Source organism: Allobosea sp. NPDC055353, assembly GCF_053644975.1.
The window spans coordinates 269,014-293,066 of sequence record NZ_JBSHMC010000003.1 but is presented as its reverse complement, the minus strand read 5'-3'; the positions used below and the strand labels follow the sequence as shown (position 1 = coordinate 293,066).

The 24,053-nt window shown below is 67.7% G+C and carries 23 protein-coding genes and 1 pseudogene; 18 read left to right on the top strand and 6 right to left on the bottom strand.

What is annotated here, in order from left to right:
* The first annotated feature begins 230 nt into the window (after positions 1-230).
* From ACWIEX_RS21935 to ACWIEX_RS21910, 6 genes are read left to right on the top strand one after another with little or no spacing between them, the layout of a single operon-like run.
* Positions 231-587 (top strand): ArsR/SmtB family transcription factor, encoded by a 357-nt coding sequence (locus ACWIEX_RS21935; RefSeq protein WP_454035067.1) that lies wholly within the window; start codon positions 231-233, stop codon positions 585-587.
* On the top strand, positions 580-1,107 hold the full coding sequence (locus tag ACWIEX_RS21930; protein ID WP_454035066.1) for an arsenate reductase ArsC: 528 nt from the start codon (positions 580-582) through the stop codon (positions 1,105-1,107). Before ACWIEX_RS21935 ends, ACWIEX_RS21930 begins: the two co-directional genes overlap by 8 nt.
* On the top strand, positions 1,107-1,532 hold the full coding sequence (arsC, locus tag ACWIEX_RS21925; protein ID WP_454035065.1) for an arsenate reductase (glutaredoxin): 426 nt from the start codon (positions 1,107-1,109) through the stop codon (positions 1,530-1,532). Before ACWIEX_RS21930 ends, arsC begins: the two co-directional genes overlap by 1 nt.
* Before the next feature lie 7 nt (positions 1,533-1,539).
* Positions 1,540-2,592: an ACR3 family arsenite efflux transporter gene (gene arsB, locus ACWIEX_RS21920; RefSeq protein WP_454035064.1), complete on the top strand. Its 1,053-nt coding sequence runs from the start codon at positions 1,540-1,542 to the stop codon at positions 2,590-2,592.
* Between the two features lie 59 nt (positions 2,593-2,651).
* Positions 2,652-2,969, top strand: a complete 318-nt coding sequence (locus ACWIEX_RS21915; protein ID WP_173043012.1) for an ArsR/SmtB family transcription factor — start codon at positions 2,652-2,654, stop codon at positions 2,967-2,969.
* 56 nt (positions 2,970-3,025) lie between these two features.
* Positions 3,026-4,456, top strand: coding sequence for an NAD(P)-binding domain-containing protein (locus ACWIEX_RS21910; RefSeq protein ID WP_454035063.1), 1,431 nt, complete (start codon positions 3,026-3,028; stop codon positions 4,454-4,456).
* Positions 4,457-4,520: 64 nt separating this feature from the next.
* Here ACWIEX_RS21910 and dut read toward each other — a convergent pair.
* The 3 genes and pseudogenes from dut to ACWIEX_RS21895 all read right to left on the bottom strand — a co-directional run.
* Positions 4,521-4,784, bottom strand: a pseudogene (gene dut, locus ACWIEX_RS21905) (dUTP diphosphatase); the annotation flags it as partial.
* A gap of 2 nt (positions 4,785-4,786) precedes the next feature.
* The gene (locus ACWIEX_RS21900; RefSeq protein ID WP_454035062.1) at positions 4,787-6,061 is read right to left on the bottom strand and encodes a phosphopantothenoylcysteine decarboxylase domain-containing protein; all 1,275 of its coding nucleotides are present in this window, start codon (positions 6,059-6,061) and stop codon (positions 4,787-4,789) included.
* 92 nt (positions 6,062-6,153) lie between these two features.
* Complete coding sequence (locus tag ACWIEX_RS21895) at positions 6,154-6,621, bottom strand: Lrp/AsnC family transcriptional regulator (protein WP_454035061.1); 468 nt, start codon at positions 6,619-6,621, stop codon at positions 6,154-6,156.
* A 160-nt stretch (positions 6,622-6,781) separates the two neighbouring features.
* Here ACWIEX_RS21895 and ACWIEX_RS21890 point away from each other — a divergent pair, with 160 nt between their 5' ends.
* The 5 genes from ACWIEX_RS21890 to ACWIEX_RS21870 all read left to right on the top strand — a co-directional run bounded on the left by ACWIEX_RS21890 (position 6,782) and on the right by ACWIEX_RS21870 (position 12,400).
* Positions 6,782-7,807, top strand: a complete 1,026-nt coding sequence (locus tag ACWIEX_RS21890) for an ABC transporter substrate-binding protein (protein ID WP_454035060.1) — start codon at positions 6,782-6,784, stop codon at positions 7,805-7,807.
* Between the two features lie 4 nt (positions 7,808-7,811).
* A complete protein-coding gene (locus ACWIEX_RS21885) occupies positions 7,812-8,564 on the top strand; it encodes an ABC transporter permease (protein ID WP_454035059.1) in 753 nt (250 codons plus the stop codon).
* The gene (locus ACWIEX_RS21880; RefSeq protein ID WP_454035058.1) at positions 8,540-9,316 is read left to right on the top strand and encodes an ABC transporter ATP-binding protein; all 777 of its coding nucleotides are present in this window, start codon (positions 8,540-8,542) and stop codon (positions 9,314-9,316) included. Before ACWIEX_RS21885 ends, ACWIEX_RS21880 begins: the two co-directional genes overlap by 25 nt.
* Positions 9,317-9,569: 253 nt before the next feature.
* On the top strand, positions 9,570-11,735 hold the full coding sequence (locus tag ACWIEX_RS21875; protein WP_454035057.1) for a protein-disulfide reductase DsbD family protein: 2,166 nt from the start codon (positions 9,570-9,572) through the stop codon (positions 11,733-11,735).
* Between the two features lie 29 nt (positions 11,736-11,764).
* Positions 11,765-12,400 (top strand): thioredoxin family protein, encoded by a 636-nt coding sequence (locus ACWIEX_RS21870; protein ID WP_454035056.1) that lies wholly within the window; start codon positions 11,765-11,767, stop codon positions 12,398-12,400.
* A gap of 63 nt (positions 12,401-12,463) precedes the next feature.
* Here ACWIEX_RS21870 and ACWIEX_RS21865 read toward each other — a convergent pair whose 3' ends face one another.
* Entirely contained in the window at positions 12,464-13,672 is a 1,209-nt protein-coding gene (locus ACWIEX_RS21865; RefSeq protein WP_454035055.1) for a penicillin-binding protein activator, read from the bottom strand.
* 185 nt (positions 13,673-13,857) lie between these two features.
* On the opposite strand from ACWIEX_RS21865, the gene rsmI reads away from it, so the two are divergent.
* The 3 genes from rsmI (at position 13,858) to gshB (ending at position 16,286) form a co-directional block, all read left to right on the top strand.
* A complete protein-coding gene (gene rsmI / locus ACWIEX_RS21860) occupies positions 13,858-14,769 on the top strand; it encodes a 16S rRNA (cytidine(1402)-2'-O)-methyltransferase (protein ID WP_454035054.1) in 912 nt (303 codons plus the stop codon).
* Positions 14,766-15,161, top strand: coding sequence for a YraN family protein (locus ACWIEX_RS21855; RefSeq protein ID WP_454035053.1), 396 nt, complete (start codon positions 14,766-14,768; stop codon positions 15,159-15,161). Before rsmI ends, ACWIEX_RS21855 begins: the two co-directional genes overlap by 4 nt.
* Positions 15,162-15,341: 180 nt before the next feature.
* Entirely contained in the window at positions 15,342-16,286 is a 945-nt protein-coding gene (gene gshB / locus ACWIEX_RS21850; protein ID WP_454035052.1) for a glutathione synthase, read from the top strand.
* On the opposite strand, the gene ACWIEX_RS21845 is transcribed toward gshB, so the two are convergent.
* Positions 16,283-17,998, bottom strand: a complete 1,716-nt coding sequence (locus tag ACWIEX_RS21845) for a hypothetical protein (RefSeq protein ID WP_454035051.1) — start codon at positions 17,996-17,998, stop codon at positions 16,283-16,285. The genes gshB and ACWIEX_RS21845 overlap by 4 nt on opposite strands.
* A 47-nt stretch (positions 17,999-18,045) precedes the next feature.
* Entirely contained in the window at positions 18,046-18,837 is a 792-nt protein-coding gene (locus ACWIEX_RS21840) for a HesA/MoeB/ThiF family protein (RefSeq protein WP_454035050.1), read from the bottom strand.
* Positions 18,838-19,008: 171 nt separating this feature from the next.
* Here ACWIEX_RS21840 and ACWIEX_RS21835 point away from each other — a divergent pair, with 171 nt between their 5' ends.
* The 4 genes from ACWIEX_RS21835 (at position 19,009) to ACWIEX_RS21820 (ending at position 24,052) form a co-directional block, all read left to right on the top strand.
* Entirely contained in the window at positions 19,009-20,013 is a 1,005-nt protein-coding gene (locus ACWIEX_RS21835; protein WP_454035049.1) for a BMP family lipoprotein, read from the top strand.
* A gap of 265 nt (positions 20,014-20,278) precedes the next feature.
* Positions 20,279-21,817 (top strand): ABC transporter ATP-binding protein, encoded by a 1,539-nt coding sequence (locus tag ACWIEX_RS21830; RefSeq protein WP_454035048.1) that lies wholly within the window; start codon positions 20,279-20,281, stop codon positions 21,815-21,817.
* A complete protein-coding gene (locus ACWIEX_RS21825; RefSeq protein WP_454035047.1) occupies positions 21,814-22,914 on the top strand; it encodes an ABC transporter permease in 1,101 nt (366 codons plus the stop codon). Before ACWIEX_RS21830 ends, ACWIEX_RS21825 begins: the two co-directional genes overlap by 4 nt.
* A 163-nt stretch (positions 22,915-23,077) precedes the next feature.
* Positions 23,078-24,052, top strand: a complete 975-nt coding sequence (locus ACWIEX_RS21820) for an ABC transporter permease (protein ID WP_454035046.1) — start codon at positions 23,078-23,080, stop codon at positions 24,050-24,052.
* Position 24,053: the final 1 nt, after the last annotated feature.

Below are 24,053 nucleotides of genomic sequence, written 5' to 3'. Positions count from 1 at the left end.
GGAGCGATTCTGTCGAGACCGAGGTGGTTGGCTGGTTCTGGCGCAATCGCGGTTCCAAGGACGTGACGATCACGTTGAAGACCAACGGCGCCTATGCCGAGATCAAGCGGATGACCTGAACCAAGGTGGACCCAACTTGATGCTTTGAACGGCGGTTTGGGCCGCCTACAGAACCGCAAGAATGTCATTTCCGCTTGCCTTGAAGGCTTCATATCGATAAGTCTCGACATATGGAAAATGAACAAGTCATTCTCGCCTTGGCGGCGCTGGCACAGGGGACCCGTCTCGACGTCTTCCGCTTGCTGGTGACCGCGGAGCCGGAGGGATTGCCTGCCGGCGAGGTGGCCCGGCGCCTCGCCGTTCCCCACAACACCATGTCGTCCCATCTGAGCATCCTCAGCCGGGCGGGGCTCGTCCGTTCCGAGCGCTTCAGCCGCTCGATCGTCTACCGGGCTGATCTCGACGCGCTTCGATCGGCCATCGCCTTCCTCCTGAAGGATTGCTGCGGTGGCCGCGCTGAGATCTGCGCGCCGCTTCTGGCTGAGCTCACGCCCTGCTGCCCACCGAAGGTCACGACCGATGCCTGATCGCATCCACAACGTGCTGTTCCTCTGCACGCACAACTCCGCCCGCTCGATCATGGCCGAGGCCTTGCTCAACCATCTCGGGGAAGGGCGCTTTCGAGCCTTCTCCGCTGGCAGCGAAGGCGGTCCCGGGCCGAAGCCGATGGCGCTCAAGGTGCTGGATGCCGAAGGCATCCCGAGCGAGGGCCTCTCGTCGAAGACCTGGGATGTCTTCGCGCAGCCCGGCGCGCCCGTCATGGATCTCGTGATCACCGTCTGCGACCAGGCGGCGGACGAGGCCTGCCCGCATTGGCCGGGGCAACCGACCACGGCGCATTGGGGCATCGAAGACCCGTCCAACGTCCAGGGTAGCGAGATCGAGCGCGAGCGAGCCTTCGTGACGGCGCTGCGCTATCTCAGGAACCGGATCAACGTCCTCTTGTCGCTGCCCGTCGCCAGCCTCGACGAGATGGCGTTGGCTCAGCAGGTTCGGCGGATCGGGGGCCTCGAAGGCGCGAGCGGTCGCCGCCCGGAGGTCGCCTGATGGACGTGATCATCTACCACAACTCTGTCTGCGGGACGTCCCGGAACACGCTCGCGCTGATCCGCAATGCGGGCGTCGAGCCGCATGTCATCGAATACTTGAAGACGCCGCCGAGCCGGACGCTGCTGAAGCAGCTTCTGGAGCGCGCCGGGCTGACCGTCCGGGACATCCTGCGCGAGAAGGGAACGCCCTTCGCCGAACTCAACCTCGGTGACCCGAGCCTTTCCGACGATGCCCTGCTCGATGCGATCGAGGCCCATCCCATCTTGATGAATCGCCCGCTGGTCGTTTCGCCCAAGGGCGTTCGGCTGTGCCGCCCGTCTGAGGCCGTGCTGCCGCTCCTGCTGCCGCAGCGCGGCGAATTCCGCAAGGAGGATGGCGAGCTCGTCGTGGATGCCTCCGGCCGCCCGACTGCTCTCGCCTGAGGTCATGATGTCCACCTTCGAACGCTACCTGACCATCTGGGTCGCGCTGTGCATCGTCGCCGGGATCGCGCTCGGCCATGTCATGCCGGGCGTCTTCCACGCCATCGGCTCGGCCGAGGTCGCCAAGGTCAATCTGCCCGTCGCAGTCCTGATCTGGCTGATGGTCATCCCCATGCTGCTGAAGATCGACTTCTCGGCGCTCGGACAGGTCGGCAGGCACTGGCGTGGGATCGGCGTCACGCTCTTCATCAACTGGGCGGTGAAGCCCTTCTCGATGGCGGCGCTCGGCTGGTTCTTCATCGCCTGGCTGTTCCGGCCGTGGCTCCCGGCCGACCAGATCAACAGCTACATCGCCGGTCTCATCATCCTGGCGGCCGCGCCCTGCACGGCGATGGTCTTCGTCTGGTCGAACCTGACGAGGGGCGAGCCGCACTTTACGCTCAGCCAGGTCGCGCTCAACGACGCCATCATGGTCGTCGCCTTCGCGCCGATCGTCGGCCTGCTGCTCGGCCTGTCGGCGATCACCGTGCCGTGGGGAACGCTCGCCCTCTCGGTCGTCCTCTACATCGTCATTCCCGTAATCGTCGCGCAGCTCGTCCGCAGCAGCGTTCTGGCGAAGGGCGGACAGGCCGCGCTCGACAGGCTGCTCCGCCACCTCGGGCCAGTTTCTCTGGTCGCGCTGCTCGCCACGCTCGTCCTGCTCTTCGGCTTTCAGGGCGAGCAGATCCTCGCCCAACCGATGGTGATCGCTCTGCTGGCGGTGCCGATCCTGATCCAGGTCTATCTGAATGCCGGGTTGGCCTATCTCCTGAACCGGATCGCCGGCGAACAGCATTGCGTCGCGGGGCCGTCCGCCTTGATCGGCGCCTCGAACTTCTTCGAGCTCGCCGTCGCCGCGGCGATCAGCCTGTTTGGCTTCAACTCCGGAGCAGCGCTCGCAACCGTGGTCGGCGTCCTGATCGAGGTGCCCGTGATGCTGACCGTCGTCTGGATCGTGAACCGGTCGAAGGGTTGGTACGAACGCGGCGACAGCGTGCGGAAGGTGCAGGCAGCGGAGTAATTCGATGTTCGTGGAAATAAGGCTTGACGGAGTAATCCCGTCCGTGCCTACCTATTTCCATGAACGTCGAAGAAGCAGCGAAGCAGCTCGAAGCGCTCGGTAATCCGACGCGCCTCCAGCTCTATCGAACCTTGGTCCGCGCGGGTCACGGCGGCCTCCCGGTCAATCAGGTGCAGGAACGCCTGGGGATCCCGGCTTCGACCCTGTCCCACCATCTTCAGCGGCTGATCCGGAACGGTCTCGTCACGCAGGAGCGACAGGCCACCACCCTGATCTGCCGCGCGGTCTATCCCGCCATGGATGCACTTCTCGGCTTCCTCGCCGACGAATGCTGCATCGAGGAAGGCTGCTCGGAGGCTTCCGGAAAGGCCGCTTGAGCGCTTTTCATTTGCCACTTAATTCCATGTTTCTAGCAGGAGTGGAGGATATCCAGATGAAGGAGCTTCCCGTCGTCGTCATCGGGGCCGGGCCGATCGGACTCGCGGCCGCAGCGAACCTCGTGATGCGAGGTGTCCCGGTGAAGGTGCTCGAGGCAGGCGACGCGGCCGGCGCCAACATCCGGGACTGGGGTCACGTCCGACTGTTCTCGCCTTGGGAGTTCAATGTCGATCCGGCCAGCCGGGTCCTGCTTGAGGCCGCCGGTTGGAAGGAGCCCGAAGCCGGAAGCTATCCGACCGGGAACGAGCTCGTCGAAACCTACCTCACACCCTTGGCGGCGACGAACGAATTGGCCTCCGTCATCGATTATGGGGTCCGCGTCGTTGCGATCAGCCGCCTTGGCATCGACAAGGTGGTGAGCAGGGACCGCGAGCTGCGCCCGTTCCAATTGACCGTCGTGGGTCGCGACGGCGCGGTGAGCCACGTCCAGGCCCGGGCGGTAATCGACGCTTCCGGAACATGGAGGACCCCGAACCCGGTGAGCGCCAGCGGCGTGACCGCGGAAGGCGAGGAAACGCTGGCCGATCGGATCGCTTACGGCATCCCCGATGTCCTCGGCCGTGACCGAGCCGACTATGTCGGCCGAACGACGTTGGTGGTGGGCGCCGGGCACTCGGCCGCGAACGTACTGCTCGACCTCGATGAGCTTTCGGCTCGGGACAGCGCGACGAAGGCGATCTGGGTCACGCGCGGCCGGGATCTCTCCCGTGTCTATGGCGGGGGCTCGAACGACCAGCTCGCCGCCCGGGGAGATCTTGGGCAGCGCCTGCGCCGTCTCGTCGCGGCAGGTCGCATCGAATTGGTCTCCGGCTTCGCCATTTCGGGTCTTCGCCAGGAAGGGGTGGGGATCGTCGTACATGGCGAGGTCGGCGGTGTCGGCAGAACCATCGGACCGATCGACCGCATCGTGGCCTGCACGGGACAGCGGCCCGATCTTTCGCTGACCCGGGAGCTGCGGGTCGAGTTCGACCCCTGGCTCGAAAGCGCCCGGGCGCTCGGGCCCATGATCGACCCGAACCTCCATTCCTGCGGATCCGTTCCGCCGCATGGGCACCGCGAACTCTCGCATCCCGAACCCGGGTTCTACACCGTCGGGATCAAGAGTTACGGGCGCGCACCCACCTTCCTGATGATGACGGGCTTCGAGCAGGTTCGGTCGGTGGTGGCGGCGATCGCGGGCGATCTGGCCGAGGCCGACGATGTCAGGCTCGTCTTACCGGAAACGGGCGTATGCACCGCAGCGCCGGCGGCAGCCGCAGGATGCTGCGGAGGTCCCGCACCGGCTGAAGCGGATGCCTGCTGCGTCGATGATGCCGCGGCGAAGGCCGACGACAAAGCCAATCCGCCGCCATACGTCGGTACGAAGCTGGACCCAGAGTCAGCGCGGCTGCGCAACCCTAGCCAGCTGCGCCGCGCTGCCTCTTAAACCGCGGAGCGTCGCAAGCAGGCCAGATGGACGAGTTCACCTTGCTGAGTCGGGTGGTATGAATGTCGCTGTCGACCGTGCCCGGCGCATTCAGCACGGTGACGCCATGGCGCAGCGCCAACCCCGAACGCGGCCGGACCTGCCCTTCGAAACCTGCCGGCAGTTGCATCGACAGCCCCGTCGGCACGAGCGTCCGCGCACCGGGTGCAAGTGTAACGCTCTCGCCGATGGCAGCGCGCAGGTCGAGCCCGGCCGCGCCTGCCGTCTCATAGGCGGGCAAGGGCAGGTCGGCGCCATGCGGGAGGCGTTGCAGCAGGACCGTGACCATCGTCAATCCGCCTGCCGGACCGGCGCCAGCCCCGCGATGTGGGCGATCAGCCGCGCCGCGACCTCGCCCTTCGGCAGGGTCGGCCAGGTCTCGACACCCGATGCCGTGACCAGATGCACGGTATTGGCGTCGCCGCCCATCACGCCGGTGCCGCCGACATCATTGGCGACGATCAGGTCGCAGCCCTTCCTGGCGAGCTTGGCGCGAGCGTAGTCGATCACGTTCTGCGTCTCCGCCGCGAAGCCGACGACCAGAGGCGGGCGCCCGCTCCTGCGATGCGCGACGGTGGCGAGGATGTCGGGGTTCTCGACCAGCGAGAGCGGCGGCAGTGCCTTGCCGTCCTTCTTCAGCTTGTCGGAGGCGGCATCCGCCACGCGCCAGTCGGCGACGGCGGCGGCGAAGATCGCGATATCGGCCGGCAGCGCCGTCTCGACGGCGTTGAGCATCTCGCGGGCCGATTCGACATGGATGGTCTCAACCCCCGCGGGATCGGGCAGGCTGACCGGCCCGCTGACCAGCGTGACCCGCGCGCCGGCCGCGGCTGCCGCGGCAGCGATGGCATGGCCCTGCTTCCCGGAGGAACGGTTGGCGATGTAGCGCACGGGGTCGATCGGCTCATGCGTCGGCCCCGAGGTGATCAGCACATGCTGCCCGGCGAGCGCGCCGGTCGCGTGTTCGCCGCCCGGCAACCGGCCGAGGAAGCCGATGGCGCGCTGGGCATTGGGCTTCTCGCCGGCAAGGGCCAGCTCGATCGCGGCGAGGATTTCCGGCGGCTCGGCCATGCGGCCAGGTCCGCTCTCGCCGCGCTCGGCCATGGCGCCGACATTGGGACCGACGACCAGAATGCCGTCCTTTTCGAGCTGCGCCATGTTCCGCCGCGTCGCCGGGTGCTGCCACATGCGCGGGTTCATCGCCGGCGCGATCAACACGCGCTTGTCGGTGGCGAGCAGGGCGGTCGAGGCGAGGTCGTCGGCGAGCCCGTTCGCCATCTTGGCGATCAGATCGGCGGTCGCGGGCGCCACCACCACGAGATCGGTCGAGCGCGAGAGCTGGATATGGCCGATATCGGCCTCGTCCGTCAGCGAGAACATGTCGGTGAAGCAGCGCTCGCCCGCGAGCGACGAGACGGTGAGCGGCGTCACGAACTGTTCGCCGGCCTTGGTTACGATGCAGCGCGAGGCGATGCCGCGATCCTTCAACCGGCGGATGACTTCGAGCATCTTGTAGGCGGCGATGCCGCCACCGATGATCAGCAGGACGGAGCGGGAAGCGGACAAGACGGCTCCTCGGGCAGCGCGACGGTCGAACTGTCCGTTACCTAGCATCCGCCGCGCCGCGCTGTCATGCGCCGCGCGTTGCCCCGTCTTCCTCAGTTGCGGGGCAGGTCAGGCACCTTGTAGGCCGTCGTCGCCTTGATCCGCTCCATCGCGAAGCGCGAGGTGACGTTCTTGAGCGGGATCGTCTCGATCAGCTTCTTGTAGAAGCCATCATAGGCGGCCATGTCGGCGACGACGACGCGCAGCATGTAGTCGACATCCCCCGCCATCCGGTAGAACTCCATCACCTCCGGCATCGCCGCGACCATCTGGGCGAACTTGTCGAGCCACGGGCCGGAATGATCCGCCGTCTCGATCTGGACGAAGACGGTGAGACCGAGCCCGATCTTCTCGGGCGCCACCAGCGCGACGCGCTTCAGGATCACGCCGGCCTGTTCGAGCTTCTGGATGCGCTTCCAGCACGGGGTCTGCGAGAGCCCGACGCGGTCGGCCAACTCCGCGATCGAGATATTCGCGTCCGCCTGAAGCACGGTGAGGATCTTGCGGTCGATGGCGTCCATTCTCTCAAGCTCGCTATCTGAAGAAATTCATTTCGCAGATTTCGCAGGAAAGAGATGGAATATCTTTTTCTAGCTGATCTATTGCATCTAGATAGAAAATCCTTTTCTCAATCTGTCAATGGGGGCTCGTTCCGCCCTGTTTTCGAGAAGGATTTGAACGATGGATCGCCGCCAGTTCCTCATCGCCGGGTCGAGCCTCGCGGCGGCCATGCCCCTCGCCGGCCCGGCCCGGGCCCAGAGTGTCGTCGCGCGCGCCGGCTATATTCCGGTCGTCGGTACGGCGCCGTTCTTCGTTGCCAATGGCGAGGGCTGGCTGAAGCAGGGCGGCATCGAGACCGCGATCACGGTGTTCGAATCCGGCCCGAACATGATCCAGGCGCTCGCCTCGGGCACGATCGACGTCTATGTCGCCGACGTCGCGCCATTGGCCGTCGCCCGTTCGCGCGGCGTCGACATCCGCGTCGTCGCCTCGACCGCGATCGGCGAGAACGTCGTGGTCAGCGCGCCCTCGCTCACCAAGTTCTTCACGCCAGGCACGAATGCGGCTGCCGCCTTCAAGGCCTTCCGCACTGCCAACGGCAAGGCGGCGCGGCTCGCGACCCAGCCGGCGGGCTCCGTGCCCAACACGACGCTGCAATACTGGCTCTGGGAGGTCGCGAAGGTCGACAAGGCCGATGTCGAGATCGTGCCGATGGGCATCGATGCGACCCAGCAGGCGATCCTGGCCGCCGCGGTCGATGGCGGCAGCGTCCGCGAGCCGGCGCTGACGATCCTCCAGACCCGCAACCCGCAGATCAAGCTCATCGCGGAGGGCGAGGAGGTCTTCCCGGGACAGCCCGGCACGGTCGTCGCCGTCTCCGGCGCCTTCGCCACCAAGAACCCGCAAGCCGTGCAGAACCTCGTCTCCGGCCTCGTCAAGGCGGCGGCTCTGATCAAGGCCGATCCGACCAAGGCCGCCCCCCATGTCGGCGCCGCGCTCGGCAAGGGCATCGTCGATCCCGAACTGATCCGGAAGGCGCTGGTCTCGCCGGCGAGCCGCTTCGAGATCGATCCGCGCAAGATCATCGAGCCTGCCCGCGCCATGCAGGCCTACCAGGTCAAGCTCGGTTCGCTGGAGAAGGAACTCCCCTTCGACGGGCTGTTCGAAACCCAGTACTACGAGCGTGCGGTCAAGGCGGGCGGCTGAGATCGTGACCAGACTGCGGGCTCCGGCCCTTGCCTTTCTGGGCCTCGTCGCCTTCCTCCTGCTCTGGGAGGCGATGCCCTTCTTCGGATGGGTGAATCCGGCCTTCCTGCCGGGGCCGAGCGCCCTGCCGAAGGCTTTCATGCGGGAACTCTCCTCCGGGGCCTGGTTCTCGGCCATACTCGGTTCGCTCTGGCACTACTTCGTCGGTTTGTTCGTCGGCGCCGGGCTCGGCATCGCCTTCGGCGTGCTGATCGGTATGTCCCGTATCGCCGAGGAGGCGACGGCCTGGGTCGTCCGGGTCCTACGCCCGATTCCCGGCCTCGCCTGGGTGCCCTTCGCCATTATCTGGTTCGGCGTCACGCCGGGTGCGGCGGTCTTCATCATCGCCATCGGCGTGTTCTGGATCGTCTTCTTCGCGGCGCAGGGCGCTATCCGCGGCGTCGACCGCGATCTCATCGAGGTCGCAGATGCCTTCGGCTTCCGCTCCCCATGGCAGCGCCTGTTCAAGATCCTGCTGCCAGCGGCCCTGCCGGGCATCCTCGTCGGTATCCGGACCGCACTTGGCCAGGCCTGGATGGCGGTGGTCGCGGCCGAGATCTTCGGCGTCGCCGGTGTCGGCCAGCGCATGATGCAGGCCTCGAGCCTGCTCGCGACCGATATCGTCGTGGTCTACATGCTGACGATGGCGGCGCTCTACGGCCTGCTCGACACCGGCTTCGTCGCCTTCCAGAAATGGGTGCTGCGTTGGAAAGCGTGATCGAGATCAAGAGCCTGTCGCTGACCTTCAAGCGCGACGGCGAAGAGACCGAAGTCCTGCGCAAGCTCGACCTCTCGGTCGGGCGCGGCGAATTCCTGGCCATCGTCGGCCCCTCCGGCGTCGGCAAATCGACCCTGCTCAGGGTCATCGCCGGCCTGGCGAAGCCGAGCGGCGGCGAGGTCGTCATCAATTCCCGGGACAAAGCGCGCCGCCCGGTCGCGCTGGTCTTCCAGGATTCGCGCCTGCTGCCCTGGCGCAAGGTTGTCTCCAATGTCGGCTTCGGGCTCGAAGGCCGCGCGTCCCGTGCCGAGCGCCTCGCCAAGGCTGCGGCGATGCTCGATCTGGTCGGCCTCGCGCCGCTGGCCCAGCGCTGGCCGCATCAGCTCTCCGGCGGCCAGCGCCAGCGTGTCTCGCTGGCGCGTGCGCTTGCCGTCGAGCCCGAAATCCTGCTGATGGACGAGCCCTTCTCGGCGCTGGATGCCCTGACCCGCGAGACCCTGCAGGAAGAATTGATCCGCGTCTGGCAGCGCACCGGCAAGACTGTCCTCTTCGTCACCCACGATATCGACGAGGCCGCCTATCTCGCCGACCGCGTCGTCGTTCTCTCGGGCGCGCCGGGCCAGATCATCGCCGAGCACCGCATCGACGCGAGCCGTCCACGCCGGCGTGGTGCCGAGGCGGAAGCCGAGATCGTGCGCGCGGTTCGCCAGGGCCTCGGCGCCGACACCGTCACGGACGGCGCCGCGATCTGATCGCCTCCCTGCTGTCATTGCGAGGAGCGTAGCGACGAAGCAATCCAGGGGGCTGGGGGAGGGTGTTCCGCCCAATCCCCCTGGATTGCTTCGCTGCGCTCGCAATGACGGCAACGGCGGCGACATCGTGGCACGCTGCCTCCCGAAGGCGGATCGCCCAGAATGCCTGCGACCCCGCCTCACTGCCTTGTCATTGGCAGGTGAGGGCGGAATGAGGCATGGGGTCGGGATGTTCAGGGATTGCGACGGCATCATGCAGCGGCATTTCGGCAAGTGTTTCCTGCCCAAGGTGGTACTGGCGCTGGGGCTGCTGGCTCCGGGACTTGCGCTCGCGGCCGAATCCGCCGCCGTCACCTCGCCGCGCGTCACCGCGACCCTGCTGTCGAGCCGCGATGCGGTCGCGCCCGGTGAACGCTTCAAGCTCGCGCTCGTCCAGAAGCTCGCGCCGCACTGGCATACCTATTGGCTCAACCCCGGCGATTCCGGCGAGCCGACCCAGATCAAATGGGACCTGCCGGCCGGCGCCTCCGCCGGCGAGATCCAGTGGCCGGCGCCGCAGGCGATCCGCGTCGATCCTCTCGTCAATTTCGGTTTCGAGGGCACGGTGCTGCTGCCGCTCGAGATCACGGTCCCCGCCGATGCGAAGCCCGGCGAGAGCTTTGCGCTGAAGGCCGAGGCGACCTGGCTGGTCTGCGAGAAGATCTGCATTCCCGAAGAGGGGTCCTTCTCGCTTGATCTCCCCATCGCCGCTGCAGGCACGGTCGATCAGGCCGCCGAGGCGCGGATCGATGCCGCGATCGCGGCGTTGCCGAAGCCGGCCTCGTTCCGCGGCAAGCTCCGCGACGATGCCGGCAAGCTCATTCTCGATCTGCCCGGCCTGCCGGCAGGTGCCGCCGATCTGCGCTTCTTCCCGGTTTCCGACACGCTGATCGAGCATGCCGCCGATCAGCCCCTCGCAGCCGGCGACAAGCCCGCCCTGACGCTGACCCGTTCGAGCGCCTTCAAGCTGGCGAACCCTGAAATCTCTGGCGTTCTCACCTTTACTGAGGGAGGGGCGCCGAGGGCCGTCACGCTGCTCGCCGATGCCGATCCTGCTTTGATGGCGGCCAGCGGAGCCGCCGCGCCGGAAACGCGCCCGGCCGTCGTGCGGATTCCGATGCCGGCCGAGGGCGCCGACCTGACGCTCTGGGCGGCGTTGGCCTTTGCCTTTGCGGGCGGCCTGATCCTCAACCTGATGCCCTGCGTCCTGCCGGTGCTGTTCATCAAGGCGCTCGGCTTCGCGCAGCTCGCCCATCGCAGCCGCTCCGAGGTGCGGGAGCAGGGCCTGCTCTTCATGGGCGGCGTGCTCGTTACCTTCATGGTGCTGGCCGGCGCGGTGATTGCATTGGGGGCGCTGGGCAGCAGCGTCGGCTGGGGTTTCCAGCTCCAGTCCCCGCCGCTCGTCATCGCGCTTGCGGTGGTGATGGTCCTGATCGGCCTCAATCTGCTCGGCGCCTTCGAGATCGGCACCTCCGTGACCGGCCTCGGCGATGGCCTCGCCAGCCGCGGCGGGCGCCTCGGCGCCTTCATGACCGGCGTGCTCGCGGTCGTGGTCGCGACGCCCTGCACGGCGCCTTTCATGGGCGCGGCGATGGGTTATGCGGTGACGCAACCACCAGCGGTTGCCCTCTCCGTCTTCATGGCACTGGCGCTTGGCTTTGCGCTGCCGGTGGTTGCGCTCTCCTTCGCGCCTAGCCTCCTGCGCCTGCTGCCGAAGCCCGGCCGCTGGATGCTGGTGCTGAAGCAGGCCTTCGCCTTCCCGATGTTCGCGACCGCGATCTGGCTGATCTGGGTTGCCGCGGTGCAGAGCGGTCCGCAGGGTGTGCTCGCGGCGCTGGTCGCGGTTCTGGCGGCGGGTTTCGCCGTCTGGCTGGTCGGCGTGACGCGTGGTTCTTTCGCGCGCCGCGTCTTCGGCTCGGTACTGGCGGCGCTGGTCGTGCTCGGCGCCGGCTGGTTCACCGTCCAGAACGCCATACCCGGTGCGGCGACCGAGGCGCGAGCCGGCGATATCGAGGCCTGGTCGCCCGAGCGTGTCGCGGCCTTGCAGGCGCAGGGCAAGCCGGTCTTCGTGAACTTCACCGCGGCCTGGTGCATCACCTGCATTGCGAACGAGCGCGTCGCGCTTTCCCGGCAGGAGGTGAAGGACGCCTTCGCCAGGCTCGGCGTCGTCTATCTCAAGGCCGACTGGACCAATCGCGACAGCCGCATCGCCAGGGCGCTGGCGGAGCAGGGCCGCGCCGGCGTGCCGCTCTATCTGTTCTATCCCGCCCGCAAGGAGGCGCAGGCCGAGATCCTGCCGCAGCTCCTGACGGTCGATACGCTGGTCGAAGCGGCCGAGCGGGCTGCCGGGCGCAACGCAAAGACGGCGGCATTGCCGTAGGTTTTCGACGTCAACCAAGGGAGACAGACATGCAAAGCCTGACCAGACAGACTTTCATCGCCGGCCTTACCCTCGCGGCCCTCGCCGTCCCGGCCGCTGCCTTCGCGCAAGGCACGGCCAAGGTCGGGGCCCCCGCCCCCGCCTTCCAGGCGGTCGATGTCGAGGGCAAGACCCGCAATCTGTCCGAGTTCGCCGGCAAGACGGTGATCCTCGAATGGACCAACCATGACTGCCCCTATGTCCGGAAGCACTACAACAGCGCGACCATGCAGAATCTGCAGAAGGACATGGCCAAGGACGGCGTGGTCTGGCTCTCGGTGATCTCCTCGCCACAGGGCGAGCAGGGCCATGTCGATGCCGCCAAGGCCAAGGAATTGACGGTCCAGCGCAACGCCGCGCCGGCCGGCATCCTGCTCGATCCGAACAGCAAGATGGCGCGGGCCTATGGCGCGCAGACCACGCCGCATATGTACATCATCGATCCCAAGGGCACGCTCGCCTATATGGGCGCGATCGATGACAAGCCGACCTCGGCGGCGTCGAGCCTCGACGGCGCGAAGAGCTATGTCCGCCAGGCCGTCGCCGAGCTCAAGGCCGGCAAGCCGGTCTCGGAAGCCAGCACCAAGGCCTATGGCTGCGTCGTGAAATACGCCCCGCTGAGCTGAGGCCTGTAACCCAACGCGATCAGGAAGCGGCCGGGCCTTGCCCGGCCGTTTTCGTTTGCGGGTCTATTGTGAGCGCGGCCCGAGATCGCGCGGCGCGGCGTTGACCGTGACGATCTGGCCGTTGCGCAGTTCCAGCACGGCGAGCCCGCGCTCGACCTGCCCGTCCGGACGGAAGCGGAAGACACCGTCCGCCCCGGCGAAGCCCGAGGCGTTGGTCAGCACGGCTTCCGAGAAGCGCTGCGATCCTTGCGTGCGCGCCAGCGCCGCCGCCAGCGAGACCGCGTCATAGGCGAGCGTCGCAGTGCGGGTTGGGGAGCTGTTGAAGCGCTGCTGATAGCGCCCGGCGAAGGCGTTGAAGCCGGCGGTATCGGGCGAGGCGAACCAGCCGCCCTGGATCGCCTGCACGCGTGCGATCCCCGCATCGTTCCAGACGCCGGTGCCGAGCGGCTTGACCTTGGCCGGGTTGTAGCTGGCCTCCTGCAGGAGCTGGCCGAGCGTCGGCATCGTATCGGCGGCGGCCGGCACGAACAGCGCATCGGCCTGGGCGAGCGAGGGCATCAGGCGCTGGATCGCGGCCTTCATCGCAGCCGGGTCCGAGCTGAAGCGTTCGATCGCGGCGACGCGCGCGCCGCGGCTGGCGACGGCCTGCTGGAAGGCGGCCTCGACGACTTTGCCATAGGCGGTGTCCGGCACGAGCGCGGCGAAGGACTTGCGGCCCTGCTGGGCGGCATAGCCGATCACGCGGTTGACGTCGTTCTCGGGCGGGAACGAGAGCAGGTAGACGCCGCGCGAGGCGACGTTGGAATCGCTGGAGAACGCGATCACCGGCTTGTTGGCGCCGCGCGCGACCTGTCCCGCAGCCTGGACCGAGGGGGCGAAGAGCGGGCCGACGATCAGCTCGGCCCCTTCGGAGAGGGCTTCCTGCGCGGCGGCGCGGGCGCCCTCCGGCGTGCCGCGATCGTCCTTGACCAGCAATGTGAGGTCGGCGTTGGGGAATTCGCCGAGCGCCATCTCGGCGGCGTTCTTCAGGGAGTTGCCGACGACCGCGCCCTGGCCCTCGGCGGTCAGCGGCAGGATCAGGCCGACCTTGACCTTGCCGGTGCCGATGGTCTGGCCGCTCGGCGCGGCGCCTCCCGCTGCCGGCGTGCCCGAATCGAAGCCCGGCAGGCCGGAGGTGCCGCCGCCGCAGGCGGCGAGCGCGAGCGGCAGCAGGATCGCGAAGGCCTGTGCCTTGAACCGCAGGATCGGTGCGATATGCCGATGATGGAACACGGGCGATCTCCAGTCGTGACCGGGCCGGCGAAACGCGGCCTGGCGATGAGTCCTGTGGAACCGATATGCCCCCGGACCTCTCGTGCCAGTGCGGAAGCCTATTTTCAAGTTGTTAACTATGGGTTGCACAGGCGCGGGCGTTCCCCGCCATGGCGCCGCTGCGGCGGCTGTGGCAGCGTGGCGCGATGTCGAACACTGCCGCCACCCCCCGCGCTCCCAGCTATACCGCCTTCGGCCTGAGAGCCGAGGCCGAGCCGCTGGCGCCGGGCCTCCACATCGTCGCGACGCCGATCGGCAATCTGCGTGATATCTCGTTCAGGGCGCTGGCGACGCTCGCCGCCGCCGATGCGATCCTGGCCGAGGATACCCGGACCTCGAAAACGCTGCTGGCGCATTACGGGATAGCGACGCCGCTCCTGCCCTATCACGAGCACAATGCCGCGCAGATGCGGCCGAAGGTGCTGGCGAAGCTGCGCGAGGGCGGCAAGCTCGCGCTGATCTCGGATGCCGGCACGCCGCTCGTCTCCGATCCCGGCTACAAGCTCGTCGCCGAGCTGGTGGCGGAAGGCCTGCCCGTCACCGGCATTCCCGGTCCCTCTGCCGTGCTGGCCGCCTTGGTGCTCGCCGGCCTGCCGACGGACCGCTTCTTCTTCGAGGGCTTTTTGCCGCCGAAATCGGGCGGGCGCCGCACGCGATTGACCGAGCTTGCCGCCATTCCGGGCACGCTGGTCTTCTTCGAATCGCCCCGCCGCCTCGCCGAGATGCTGGCTGACGCCGCTGCCGTGCTCGGCGCCCGGCCCGGCGCCGTCGCGCGCGAACTCACCAAGTTCTACGAGACGGTCCGGCGCGGCACGCTTCCGGAACTCGCCGCCCATTACGATGGCGAGGAGGAAGCACGCGGCGAGATCGTCGTGATCATCGGCCCGCCCGGCGCCGCCGATCTCGCGACCTCCGACGAGGCGATCGACGAGCGTTTGCGTACGGCGATGGCCAAGGTCTCGCTGAAGGAAGCCGTGGCGCAAGTCGCCGCCGAGACCGGCCAGCCGCGGCGCAAGGTCTATGCCCGCGCGCTCGAACTGACCCGCGACGATCCGTGAGCAAGGCAGGTGCCGATCCGGGCGGGCGCAGCCTTAAAGCGCAGCGCTCCGGCCTGACCGGGCGCCGTGCCGAATGGCTCGCCATCCTCTGGCTGATGGCGAAAGGCTACCGCTTGCTGGAGCGGCGCTTCGGCGGCAAGGGCGGCGAGATCGACCTCGTGATGAAGCGCGGCCGCACTATCGCCTTCGTCGAGGTGAAGGCGCGCGGCCGGCTCGACGACGCCATGCTCGCGATCACCCCGGAAAAGCAGCGCCTCATTGAGCGGCGCATCCGGCACTGGCTCTCCCGCAATCCCTGGGCCGCCGGCCATCATTTGCGCGCCGACGCGGTGTTCCTGGCGCCCTGGCGCCGGCCGCGCCATGTGCCGGCCGCCTTCGCGCTTGTCCTGTGATGCAAGAGCATTGTGCAAAAGTGGGTACCGGTTTTTGCTGAAACAATGCTCCAAGCTTCTGGAATCGATCACGTTTTCGCCTTCTGACGATTCCGTCAGAAGGCGACGTGGTCGATCCGCCCCACTTGCAGGAACCCCGCCAGCGGCCCGATAAGAACGGCCTGCAACAGGAAGCCTGTCATGAGCCTCAACGTCGCCATCCAGATGGACCCGATCGAGCGCATCCGGATCGCCGGGGATACCGGCTTCGCGCTGATGCTGGAAGCGCAGGCGCGTGGCCACACGCTCTACACCTACACGCCCGACAAGCTCTCGATGCGCGACGGCAAGGTCACCGCGCCGATGCGCCCGGTGAAGGTGCGCGATGCCGAGGGCGACTATTTCACCGCCGGCACCGAGGAGAAGGTCGACCTGTCGACGCTGGATGTCGTGCTGCTGCGGCAGGACCCGCCTTTCGACATGGCCTATGTCACCACGACCCATATGCTGGAGCGCATCCACCCGAAGACGCTGGTGGTCAACGATCCGACCTCGGTGCGCAACGCGCCGGAAAAAATCCTCGTCACGCATTTCCCCGAATTGATGCCGCCGACGCTGATCACCCGCGACAGGGCGGAGATCGAGGCCTTCCGGGACGAGCATGGCGAGATCGTCATGAAGCCGCTCTACGGCCATGGCGGCGCAACCGTGTTCAAGACCGGCAAGGACGACCCGAATTTCGGCTCGCTCTTCGACCTGTTCAGCAACCTCTTCCGCGAGCCCTGGGTGGTGCAGGGCTTCATCAAGGAGGTCACCGAGGGCGACAAGCGCATCATCCTGATCGACGGCAAGGCGGCCGGTGCCGTCAACCGCGTCCCGGCGGTCGGCGATCTGCGCGCCAACATGGTGCGCGGCGGCGCCGCCCGCCCGACCGATCTGTCGAAGCAGGAGCTGGCGATCTGCGAGGCGATCGGCCCGACCTTGCGCGAGCGCGGCCTGCTTCTCGTCGGCATCGACGTGATCCATGGCAAGCTCACCGAGATCAACGTCACTGCGCCGACCGGCGTGCGCGCGATCAAGAAGCTCGGTGGCCCGGACCTCGCGGCGCAGCTCTTCGACGTGATCGAGGCGAAGCGCGGGCGCTAAGCTGGCTTCACATAACCCTTCCAGCAGCGCCCGAGGGTGATTTCCCGCCGGCCGGTCAGGACCGGCGCGTAGATCCGGCGCAGGGCCTCGTTCGCGACCGTGATCGGGCAGAGCGGATAGAGCACCAGATCGGCCTCGCGGGCGAGCGCGATCTCCTCGGAATCCGGCTTCGGCACGGCGCGAAACGGGTCGGCGCCGATGGCGATGCCGCGCGGGGCGCTGCGGCCCATCACGGCGGGGAACGGGTTGACGAAATTGAGGCTCATGATCGTCCCGAAACGGCGCCCGCTCGCCTGCTCATGCGCCAGGATCGCCGAGACGCCTTCGTCCACCGCCATCAGCCAGGAGGCCTGGAAGTCGAGCTCGGAATAGAGCTGCGGTGACGGCAGCATCTCGCGCGCGGTGAATTCCCGGAAGGTTGCGGGATGGTTGGCGTAGATGTCGAGCATCGCGCTGGCGCGGTTCATGACGTCGGCATGCTGCGAGACCTGCCCCAACTGGCCGAGATGCTGGTTCGGCAGGGCGGCGTAGCCTGCCTGCGCCATCAGCGCGCGTGCGCCGCGCTGGAGCACCGTTTCGGCCGGCGGGATCGCGGTGGCGGCGACGAGGCCGCAGACGACGAGCGCACCGCGTCGGCCGCTGCCGAGCCAGCGTGACAGGATCACCAGCAGCACCGGCCAGATGAAGATGAAGGCCTGCCCGCCGGTGTTCTGGGTCTCGAAGAACAGCCCTGCGGCGAGAACGGCACCGAGCCAGGCGACATCGCGGTCGATCAGGCGGGCGAAGCCGGCGGCGGAAGGCTGGCGGCGCAGCGCAAGCGCGGCATCGATGATGTCGCGTCGGTCCAGCCAGAGCAGGGCCAGTCCGAGCGCTGTTCCGGCGCCGACGATGTCGAGATGCAACGAGGCGGCCTGGACGAAGCGCGGCAGGATGCCGCCGGCATTGATCGCGATCAGCGCGAGGATACCGTCGAAATAGGCGCTGACGAGGCCGGTCGCGAGTTCGAACCCGAGCATCCCCAGCCCGGCAGCGGCGGCGATCAGCAGGCTCTGGAGCCAGCCGATCCGCCCGGCCGCGAGCGCGAAGGCCGTGACGAGGCCGCCGGCGAGGAAGCCGGTGATCTTGATCAGGAACAGCGCGGTCAGCGTCCAGCCGATGACGGCGCCGAGCGCGGGGCCGCGCAGGAAGACGAGGCCTGAGACCAGCACGTAGAGCACGATGCTGACATGCCGGTTGTAGATGCCGAACCCGTCCGTGCCGGGGAAGAAGGAGTAGTGCTCGACATTGATCGGCAGGATCTGGAAGACGAGATAGGGCAGGAGCAGCGCCAGCGCCTTGGCGCGCGATTGCCGGTCGACCTTGTGCAGGATCAGCGCCATGGCCGGCGCCGTCACCGCGAACAGGCACCATTGTGCCGTGAGCAGCGGATGAGCGCGCGGAAACAGCGCATCGAACCCGGCGAAGAGCCAGTAGCCAAGCGGTCCGACCGGTGCGATGAAATCGATCAGCGGCACCTGGCCGTCGCCGATCCGGTTGGCGGCGTCGAGATAGAGGACGAGGTCCCAGTACATCGGCCCGAGCGGCAGCGTCAGGGGCTGCGCCAACAGCAGGGCACAGATCAGGACAGCGGCGCCGAGCAGGATGAGCGGCAGGCTCGGAAGCCACCGCGCTTCGGTCGTAACTCCCGCCTCGATCGTGCCGCCGGCCTGCATTGTGCCCTTCCCCGTGCTTTCGACGGGGATTGGCTAGCAGATGCGGGTTAAGATCGGCCTTCGGCCAGGATGTGCCCGTTCAGCGGATTGGCCTCGTCCCAGCCATAGCGCAGCGTCTCGAAGCGCATCGTCAGGGAATCGACCAGCAGGAGCTTGCCGACGAGCGGCTCGCCGAAGCCGGTGATGGCGCGCACGACCTCCAGCGCCATCAGCGAGCCGATCACGCCGGGCAGGGCGCCGAGAACCCCTGCTTCCGCACAGGTCGGGATCGCGCCGGGCGGCGGGGCTTCCGGGAAGAGGCAGCGCCAGGTCGGGTTCGGCCGCCCGTCCGGCCCGGCTTCATGGGCGCGGATCGTGGTCAGCGAACCGTCGAAGCGCCCGAGCGCGCCCATCACCACCGGCTTGCGCTCGTGGAAGCAGGCATCGGAGACGGCATAGCGTGTCGCGAAATTGTCGGAACCTTCGGCGACGACGTCGTAGAAGGCGATCAGCGCGCGGGCATTATGCGGATCGAGCCGTGTGACATGCTCCTCGACCACGACATTCGGGTTGAGGTTGCGCACGAAGCGCGCGGCGACCACCGCCTTGTGCGCGCCGATATCCTCGTTCGTGAAGATGGTCTGGCGCTGCAGGTTCGAGAGCGAGACGATGTCGTCGTCGACGATGCCGATCTTCCCCACCCCTGCGGCGGCCAGGTACTGAAGCAGTGGCGCGCCGAGCCCACCGGCCCCGACCACCAGCACGCGCGCGTTCTTCAGCCGCTGCTGGCCCGGCCCGCCGATCTCGGGCAGGACGATATGGCGCGCATAGCGCTCGATCTCGTCGTCGTTCAGCATCATCGCTGGCAGCCTAAGGCCGGGAGAGGCCCCTCGGCAATCGCCATGCCTGCACGATCATGCCGTCGTGATGAACATGACCTTTCGCCAGCTTGGCCGCGCCGTCGCGCCATGTCATCGTGCCGCTATCGAGGGCCGGACAACGGCGCCCGGCTGCAACAGGGGATCGCTTCCATGCGTTTGGGTTCTTTTGCGGCGGCGCTCGCCGGCGTGGCGCTTTCGACTGTCGCGGCCTTGGCGCAACCGCAGCCGATCAAGCCCGCGGTCGTCTACGACAAGGGCGGCAAGTTCGACAAATCCTTCAACGAGGGCGTCTTCATCGGCGCCGAGAAGTTCAAGACGGAAACCGGCGTCGAATTCCGCGATTTCGAGCCGACCAACGACGCCCAGATCGAGCAGGCCCTGCGCCGCTTCGCCCGCGACGGCCATTCGCCGATCATCGCGGTCGGCTTCTCGCAGGCCACCGCCCTGCAGAAGGTCGCGGCTGAGTTTCCGAGCCTGAAATTCACGATCATCGACATGGTGGTCGAGTTGCCGAACGTGCAGTCGGTCGTCTTCAAGGAGCATGAGGGCTCCTATCTCGTCGGTCTTCTCGCGGCGATGGCCTCGAAATCCGGCAAGGTCGGCTTCGTCGGCGGCATGGATATCCCGCTGATCCGGAAGTTCGCCTGCGGTTATGTCCAGGGCGTCAAGGCCGGCAAGGCCGATGCCGAGATCTTCCAGAACATGACCGGCTCGACGCCGGCCGCCTGGAACGACCCCGTCAAGGGCGGCGAGCTCGCCAAGTCGCAGATCGATCGCGGTGCCGACGTGGTCTATCACGCCGCCGGCGGCACCGGCATCGGCGTGCTCCGCGCCGTGGCGGATGCCGGCAAGCTCGGCATCGGCGTCGACTCCAACCAGAACGCCCTGCATCCCGGCAAGGTGCTGACCTCGATGCTGAAGCGCGTCGACATCGCCGCCTACAACTCGTTCAAGGCGGCGCAGGACGGTTCCTGGAAGCCGGGCATCTCCGTGCTGGGCCTCAAGGAAGGCGGCATCGACTGGGCGCTGGACGACAACAACCGGAGCCTGATCACGCCCGAGATGAAGGCCGCCGCCGACAAGGCCAAGGCCGACATCATCGCCGGCACCGTCAAGGTCCACGACTACATGTCCGACCAGAAATGCACGATGTGAGTTGGCTCAAGCGTGCAGATCAGGGCACGGGGAACCCTTTCCCGGAGGGAGAGGGCAGGGTGAGGGGTCGGCCGTTCACCGTGTTGGCTGTGAGGTGGTCGCTGCGTAGCGGTGAGGCTGCGGTTTCTTGGTCCAGGGGCCTACACCTCACCCCTGCCCCTCTCACCCATCTCGGGCTTGCCCGAGATGGGCATCGTAAAGTGTCGAAGTCGGCAACAGCCGACTTCGATGCCGGAGAGGGGTTCTGCGTCGCGTTTCCCGCGTCATGACGATCAAAGCGCCGCCGCCCGCCATCGCGCTCGCCGGCATCTCCAAGCGCTTCGGCCCGGTCGCGGCCAACAGGGACGTATCCCTTTCGGTTGCGACCGGTTCGATTCACGGCATCGTCGGCGAGAACGGCGCCGGCAAGTCGACGCTGATGTCGATCCTCTACGGCTTCTACGAGGCCGATGCCGGCGAGATCAGGATCGCCGGCGCGCCGCGCCGCATCCGCTCCCCGGCCGATGCGATCGCGGCCGGGATCGGCATGGTCCATCAGCATTTCATGCTGGTGGAGACGCTGAGCGTCGTCGAGAACGTCGTGCTCGGCGCCGAAGGCGGAGCGCTGCTCAAGGGCGGCGTCGGCAAGGCGCGGGCCGCGCTCGCCAGGCTCTCTGGGGATTACGGCCTCGCGATTGATCCCGATGCCATCGTCGGCGAGCTTTCCGTCGGCCTGCAGCAGCGCGTCGAGATCCTCAAGGCGCTCTATCGTGGCGCCGAGATCCTGATCCTCGACGAGCCGACCGCCGTCCTGACCCCGGCCGAGGCTGACCAGCTCTTCGCCCTGCTCCGGGCGCTGAAGGCGCAGGGCAAGACGGTGATCCTGATCACCCACAAGCTGCGCGAGATCATGGACGTGACCGACCGGGTCTCGGTGATGCGCCGAGGCGAGATGGTCGCCCATGTCGCGACAGCCGAAACCTCGCCGCCGGCCCTGGCCGAGGCGATGGTCGGGCGGCGCGTGCTGCTGCGCGTCGAGAAGGAGCCGCGCCAGCGTGGCGCACCGGTGCTGGAAGCGGTAGGCCTCACCTGCCGCGACGGGCGTGGCACCGAGACCCTGAAGGATGTGAACCTCACGCTCCATGAAGGCGAGATCGTTGGCATCGCCGGGGTCGCCGGCAATGGCCAGAGCGAATTGCTGGAGGTGCTGGCCGGCCTGATCCAGCCGAGCCGCGGCGTGATCCGGCTCGGCGGGCAAATCCTGGCGGCAGCCGATCGCCATCCGGCACGCTTGCGCGCTCGCGGCCTGATGCATATTCCCGAGGATCGCCATCGCAGCGGCCTTGTCACCGCTTTCTCGGCCGCCGAGAACGCCATTCTCGGCTACCAGCACGATCCGGCCTTCGGTGCCGGCCCGCTGCTCTCGCCCATTCGCATCGAGGCGCATGCCCGCGAAGCCTTCGCCGCTTACGACGTGCGCCCACCCGATCCGGCGCTGAAGACGGCGAAATTCTCCGGCGGCAACCAGCAGAAGATCGTGCTCGCCCGCGAGATCGAGCGCGGCCCGAAAGTCCTGCTCGTCGGCCAGCCGACGCGCGGCGTCGATATCGGCGCGATCGAGTTCATCCACCGCCGCCTGGTGGCTTTGCGTGATCAGGGCGTCGCGATCCTGCTCGTCTCGGTCGAGCTGGAAGAGGTGATGGCGCTCTCCGACCGGATCATCGCGATGTGCGGCGGCCGGATCACCGGCGAGCGCGCCGCCGAAGCGGCCGACGAGCGCGATCTCGGCCTGCTCATGGCCGGCGTGACCGACGAGGCCGCATGAGCGCCGCGCCCGTCGAACTGCCGCGCTGGGCCGATGTCGCGCTGGTGCCGCTGGTCTCGGTCGCGGCGGCGTTGCTGGTCGCCGGGCTCGTCGTCGTCGGCATCGGCGAGAACCCGCTGGAGGCGACGGCCCTGCTGCTGCGCGGCGCGCTCGGCAGCGCCGAGGGCATTGGCTTCACGCTTTACTACGCCACGAACTTCATCTTCACCGGGCTTGCGGTCGCCGTCGCCTTCCATGCCGGCCTGTTCAATATCGGCGGCGAGGGACAAGCGACGGTCGCCGGCATCGCCATGGCGATCGCCTGTCTCGCGGTTCCCACGTTGCCCGGCTTCATCGCCGCACCCTTCGCGATCCTCGGGGCGGCTGCGGGTGGCGCACTCTGGGCCTTCATTCCCGGCTGGCTCCAGGCGAAGCGCGGCAGCCATGTCGTCATCACCACGATCATGCTCAACTTCGTCGCGGCGACGCTGATCGTCTATCTCCTGCGCGAGGTCATCGGGAAGCCCGGTTCGATGCAGCCCGAGACGCCGGATTTCCCGGCCGGCGCCATCCTGACGCCGATGCATCAATTGCTCGCGCCGCTCGGCCTGAAGCTGCCCTCGACGCCGCTGAACAGCGCCTTCTTCCTCGCCCTGATGGCGCTCGCCGCCGTCTGGCTGCTGATCTGGCGGACGCGGCTGGGCTATGCGATCCGCACCGTCGGCGCCAATCCGCGCGCCGCCGCCTATGCCGGCATCTCGCCCGCCACTGTGACCATGATCGCGATGGCGATCTCGGGCGCGCTCGCCGGTGGGCTCGCGGTCAACGAGGCGCTCGGCGTCCAGCATCGGCTGGTGCTCGATTTCACCGCCGGCTACGGCTTCGTCGGCATCGCGGTCGCGCTGATGGGCCGTGGCCACCCGGCCGGCGTCGGACTCGCCGCCCTGCTCTTCGGCGTGCTCTACCAGGGCGGGGCCGAGCTCTCCTTCGACAAGCCGGCCATCACCCGCGACATGGTCGTGGTCATCGGCGGCGTGCTCGTGCTCTTCGCCGGCGCGCTGGACGGGTTGTTCCGCCGGGTCATTGCGACCGTGCTGGGAATGGGGCGGAGCTCATGACGGCGCGAGCCCCTTTGTCATTCCGGGGCGGTCCGCAGGATCGAACCCGGAACCCACGACCGGGTGAGGTTGTCTGTCGTCGTTTTGAAAGCGCACACCCAGTCGTGGGTTCCGGGTTCTTCGCTGCGCGAAGCCCCGGAATGACAAGGGGGAGCGAGTGACGATGGACCTGCTCCAGCTCCTTGCCGTCATCCTCGATTCGACGATCCGGCTGTCGGTCCCGCTGATCTGCGCGGCGATGGCGGGCTTGTGGTCGGAGCGGGCCGGCGTCGTCGATATCGGCCTCGAGGGCAAGATGCTGGTCGCCGCCTTCGCCTCGGCGGTCGCGGCCTTCGTCACCGGCTCGGCCTGGATCGGGCTCGGCGCCGGCATCCTCGCCGCTTTGGCGCTGGCATTGGTCCATGGCTTCGCCGCGATCACCTGGCGCGGCAACCAGATCGTCTCCGGCGTCGCCATCAACATGCTGGCGGCGGGGCTGACGGTCGTGCTCGGCAATGCCTGGTACGGGCAGGGCGGCCGCACGCCCTCGCTCGAAGGACCGGCCCGTTTCGGCGATCTCACCCTGCCTTTCGCCCGCTGGGCGCGCGAGCACGTCCCGGGGCTCGGCCTGATCTATGACGAGGTCGTTTCCGGCCATGCCGCCCCGGCCTATCTCGCCTTCCTCTGCGTGGTCGTCACGGCCTTCGTCCTGAAGCGCACCCGCTTCGGCCTGCGCATCCGCGCCGTCGGCGAGAATCCGGCAGCGGTCGACACGGCCGGCATCTCGGTCGCCGGCCTGCGCTACGGCGCGGTCGCGATCTGTGGCGTGCTCTGCGGCATCGGCGGCACCTATCTCGCCGTGGCGCAATCCGCCGGTTTCCTGCCGCATATGACGGCGGGACGCGGCTTCATCGCGCTTGCAGCCGTGATCTTCGCCAATTGGCGGCCCTGGCCCGCGCTCGGCGCCTGCCTGCTCTTCGGCCTGCTGGACGCGGTTGCGATCAGGCTCCAGGGCGTGACATTGCCCGGTATCGGCCTCGTTCCGGTGGAAGCGATCCAGGCCTTGCCCTATGTGATGACGATCGTCCTGCTCGCCGGCTTCATCGGCAAGTCGACGCCGCCCAAGGCCTCCGGCCTGCCCTATGTCAAGGAACGCTGAT

What these genes read in the sequence shown, in the direction of transcription:
- ACWIEX_RS21930 (WP_454035066.1), top strand. Translation starts at nt 580, where the DNA reads ATGCCTGATCGCATCCACAACGTGCTGTTCCTCTGCACGCACAACTCC.
- ACWIEX_RS21890 (WP_454035060.1), top strand. Translation starts at nt 6,782, where the DNA reads ATGGATCGCCGCCAGTTCCTCATCGCCGGGTCGAGCCTCGCGGCGGCC.
- gshB (WP_454035052.1), top strand. Translation starts at nt 15,342, where the DNA reads ATGAGCCTCAACGTCGCCATCCAGATGGACCCGATCGAGCGCATCCGG.
- ACWIEX_RS21820 (WP_454035046.1), top strand. Translation starts at nt 23,078, where the DNA reads ATGGACCTGCTCCAGCTCCTTGCCGTCATCCTCGATTCGACGATCCGG.
- ACWIEX_RS21825 (WP_454035047.1), top strand. Translation starts at nt 21,814, where the DNA reads ATGAGCGCCGCGCCCGTCGAACTGCCGCGCTGGGCCGATGTCGCGCTG.
- ACWIEX_RS21875 (WP_454035057.1), top strand. Translation starts at nt 9,570, where the DNA reads ATGCAGCGGCATTTCGGCAAGTGTTTCCTGCCCAAGGTGGTACTGGCG.
- ACWIEX_RS21895 (WP_454035061.1), bottom strand. Translation starts at nt 6,621, where the DNA reads ATGGACGCCATCGACCGCAAGATCCTCACCGTGCTTCAGGCGGACGCG.
- ACWIEX_RS21845 (WP_454035051.1), bottom strand. Translation starts at nt 17,998, where the DNA reads ATGCAGGCCGGCGGCACGATCGAGGCGGGAGTTACGACCGAAGCGCGG.
- arsB (WP_454035064.1), top strand. Translation starts at nt 1,540, where the DNA reads ATGTCCACCTTCGAACGCTACCTGACCATCTGGGTCGCGCTGTGCATC.
- ACWIEX_RS21835 (WP_454035049.1), top strand. Translation starts at nt 19,009, where the DNA reads ATGCGTTTGGGTTCTTTTGCGGCGGCGCTCGCCGGCGTGGCGCTTTCG.
- ACWIEX_RS21910 (WP_454035063.1), top strand. Translation starts at nt 3,026, where the DNA reads ATGAAGGAGCTTCCCGTCGTCGTCATCGGGGCCGGGCCGATCGGACTC.
- arsC (WP_454035065.1), top strand. Translation starts at nt 1,107, where the DNA reads ATGGACGTGATCATCTACCACAACTCTGTCTGCGGGACGTCCCGGAAC.
- ACWIEX_RS21870 (WP_454035056.1), top strand. Translation starts at nt 11,765, where the DNA reads ATGCAAAGCCTGACCAGACAGACTTTCATCGCCGGCCTTACCCTCGCG.
- ACWIEX_RS21935 (WP_454035067.1), top strand. Translation starts at nt 231, where the DNA reads ATGGAAAATGAACAAGTCATTCTCGCCTTGGCGGCGCTGGCACAGGGG.
- ACWIEX_RS21830 (WP_454035048.1), top strand. Translation starts at nt 20,279, where the DNA reads ATGACGATCAAAGCGCCGCCGCCCGCCATCGCGCTCGCCGGCATCTCC.
- ACWIEX_RS21880 (WP_454035058.1), top strand. Translation starts at nt 8,540, where the DNA reads ATGGGTGCTGCGTTGGAAAGCGTGATCGAGATCAAGAGCCTGTCGCTG.
- rsmI (WP_454035054.1), top strand. Translation starts at nt 13,858, where the DNA reads ATGTCGAACACTGCCGCCACCCCCCGCGCTCCCAGCTATACCGCCTTC.
- ACWIEX_RS21915 (WP_173043012.1), top strand. Translation starts at nt 2,652, where the DNA reads ATGAACGTCGAAGAAGCAGCGAAGCAGCTCGAAGCGCTCGGTAATCCG.
- ACWIEX_RS21840 (WP_454035050.1), bottom strand. Translation starts at nt 18,837, where the DNA reads ATGATGCTGAACGACGACGAGATCGAGCGCTATGCGCGCCATATCGTC.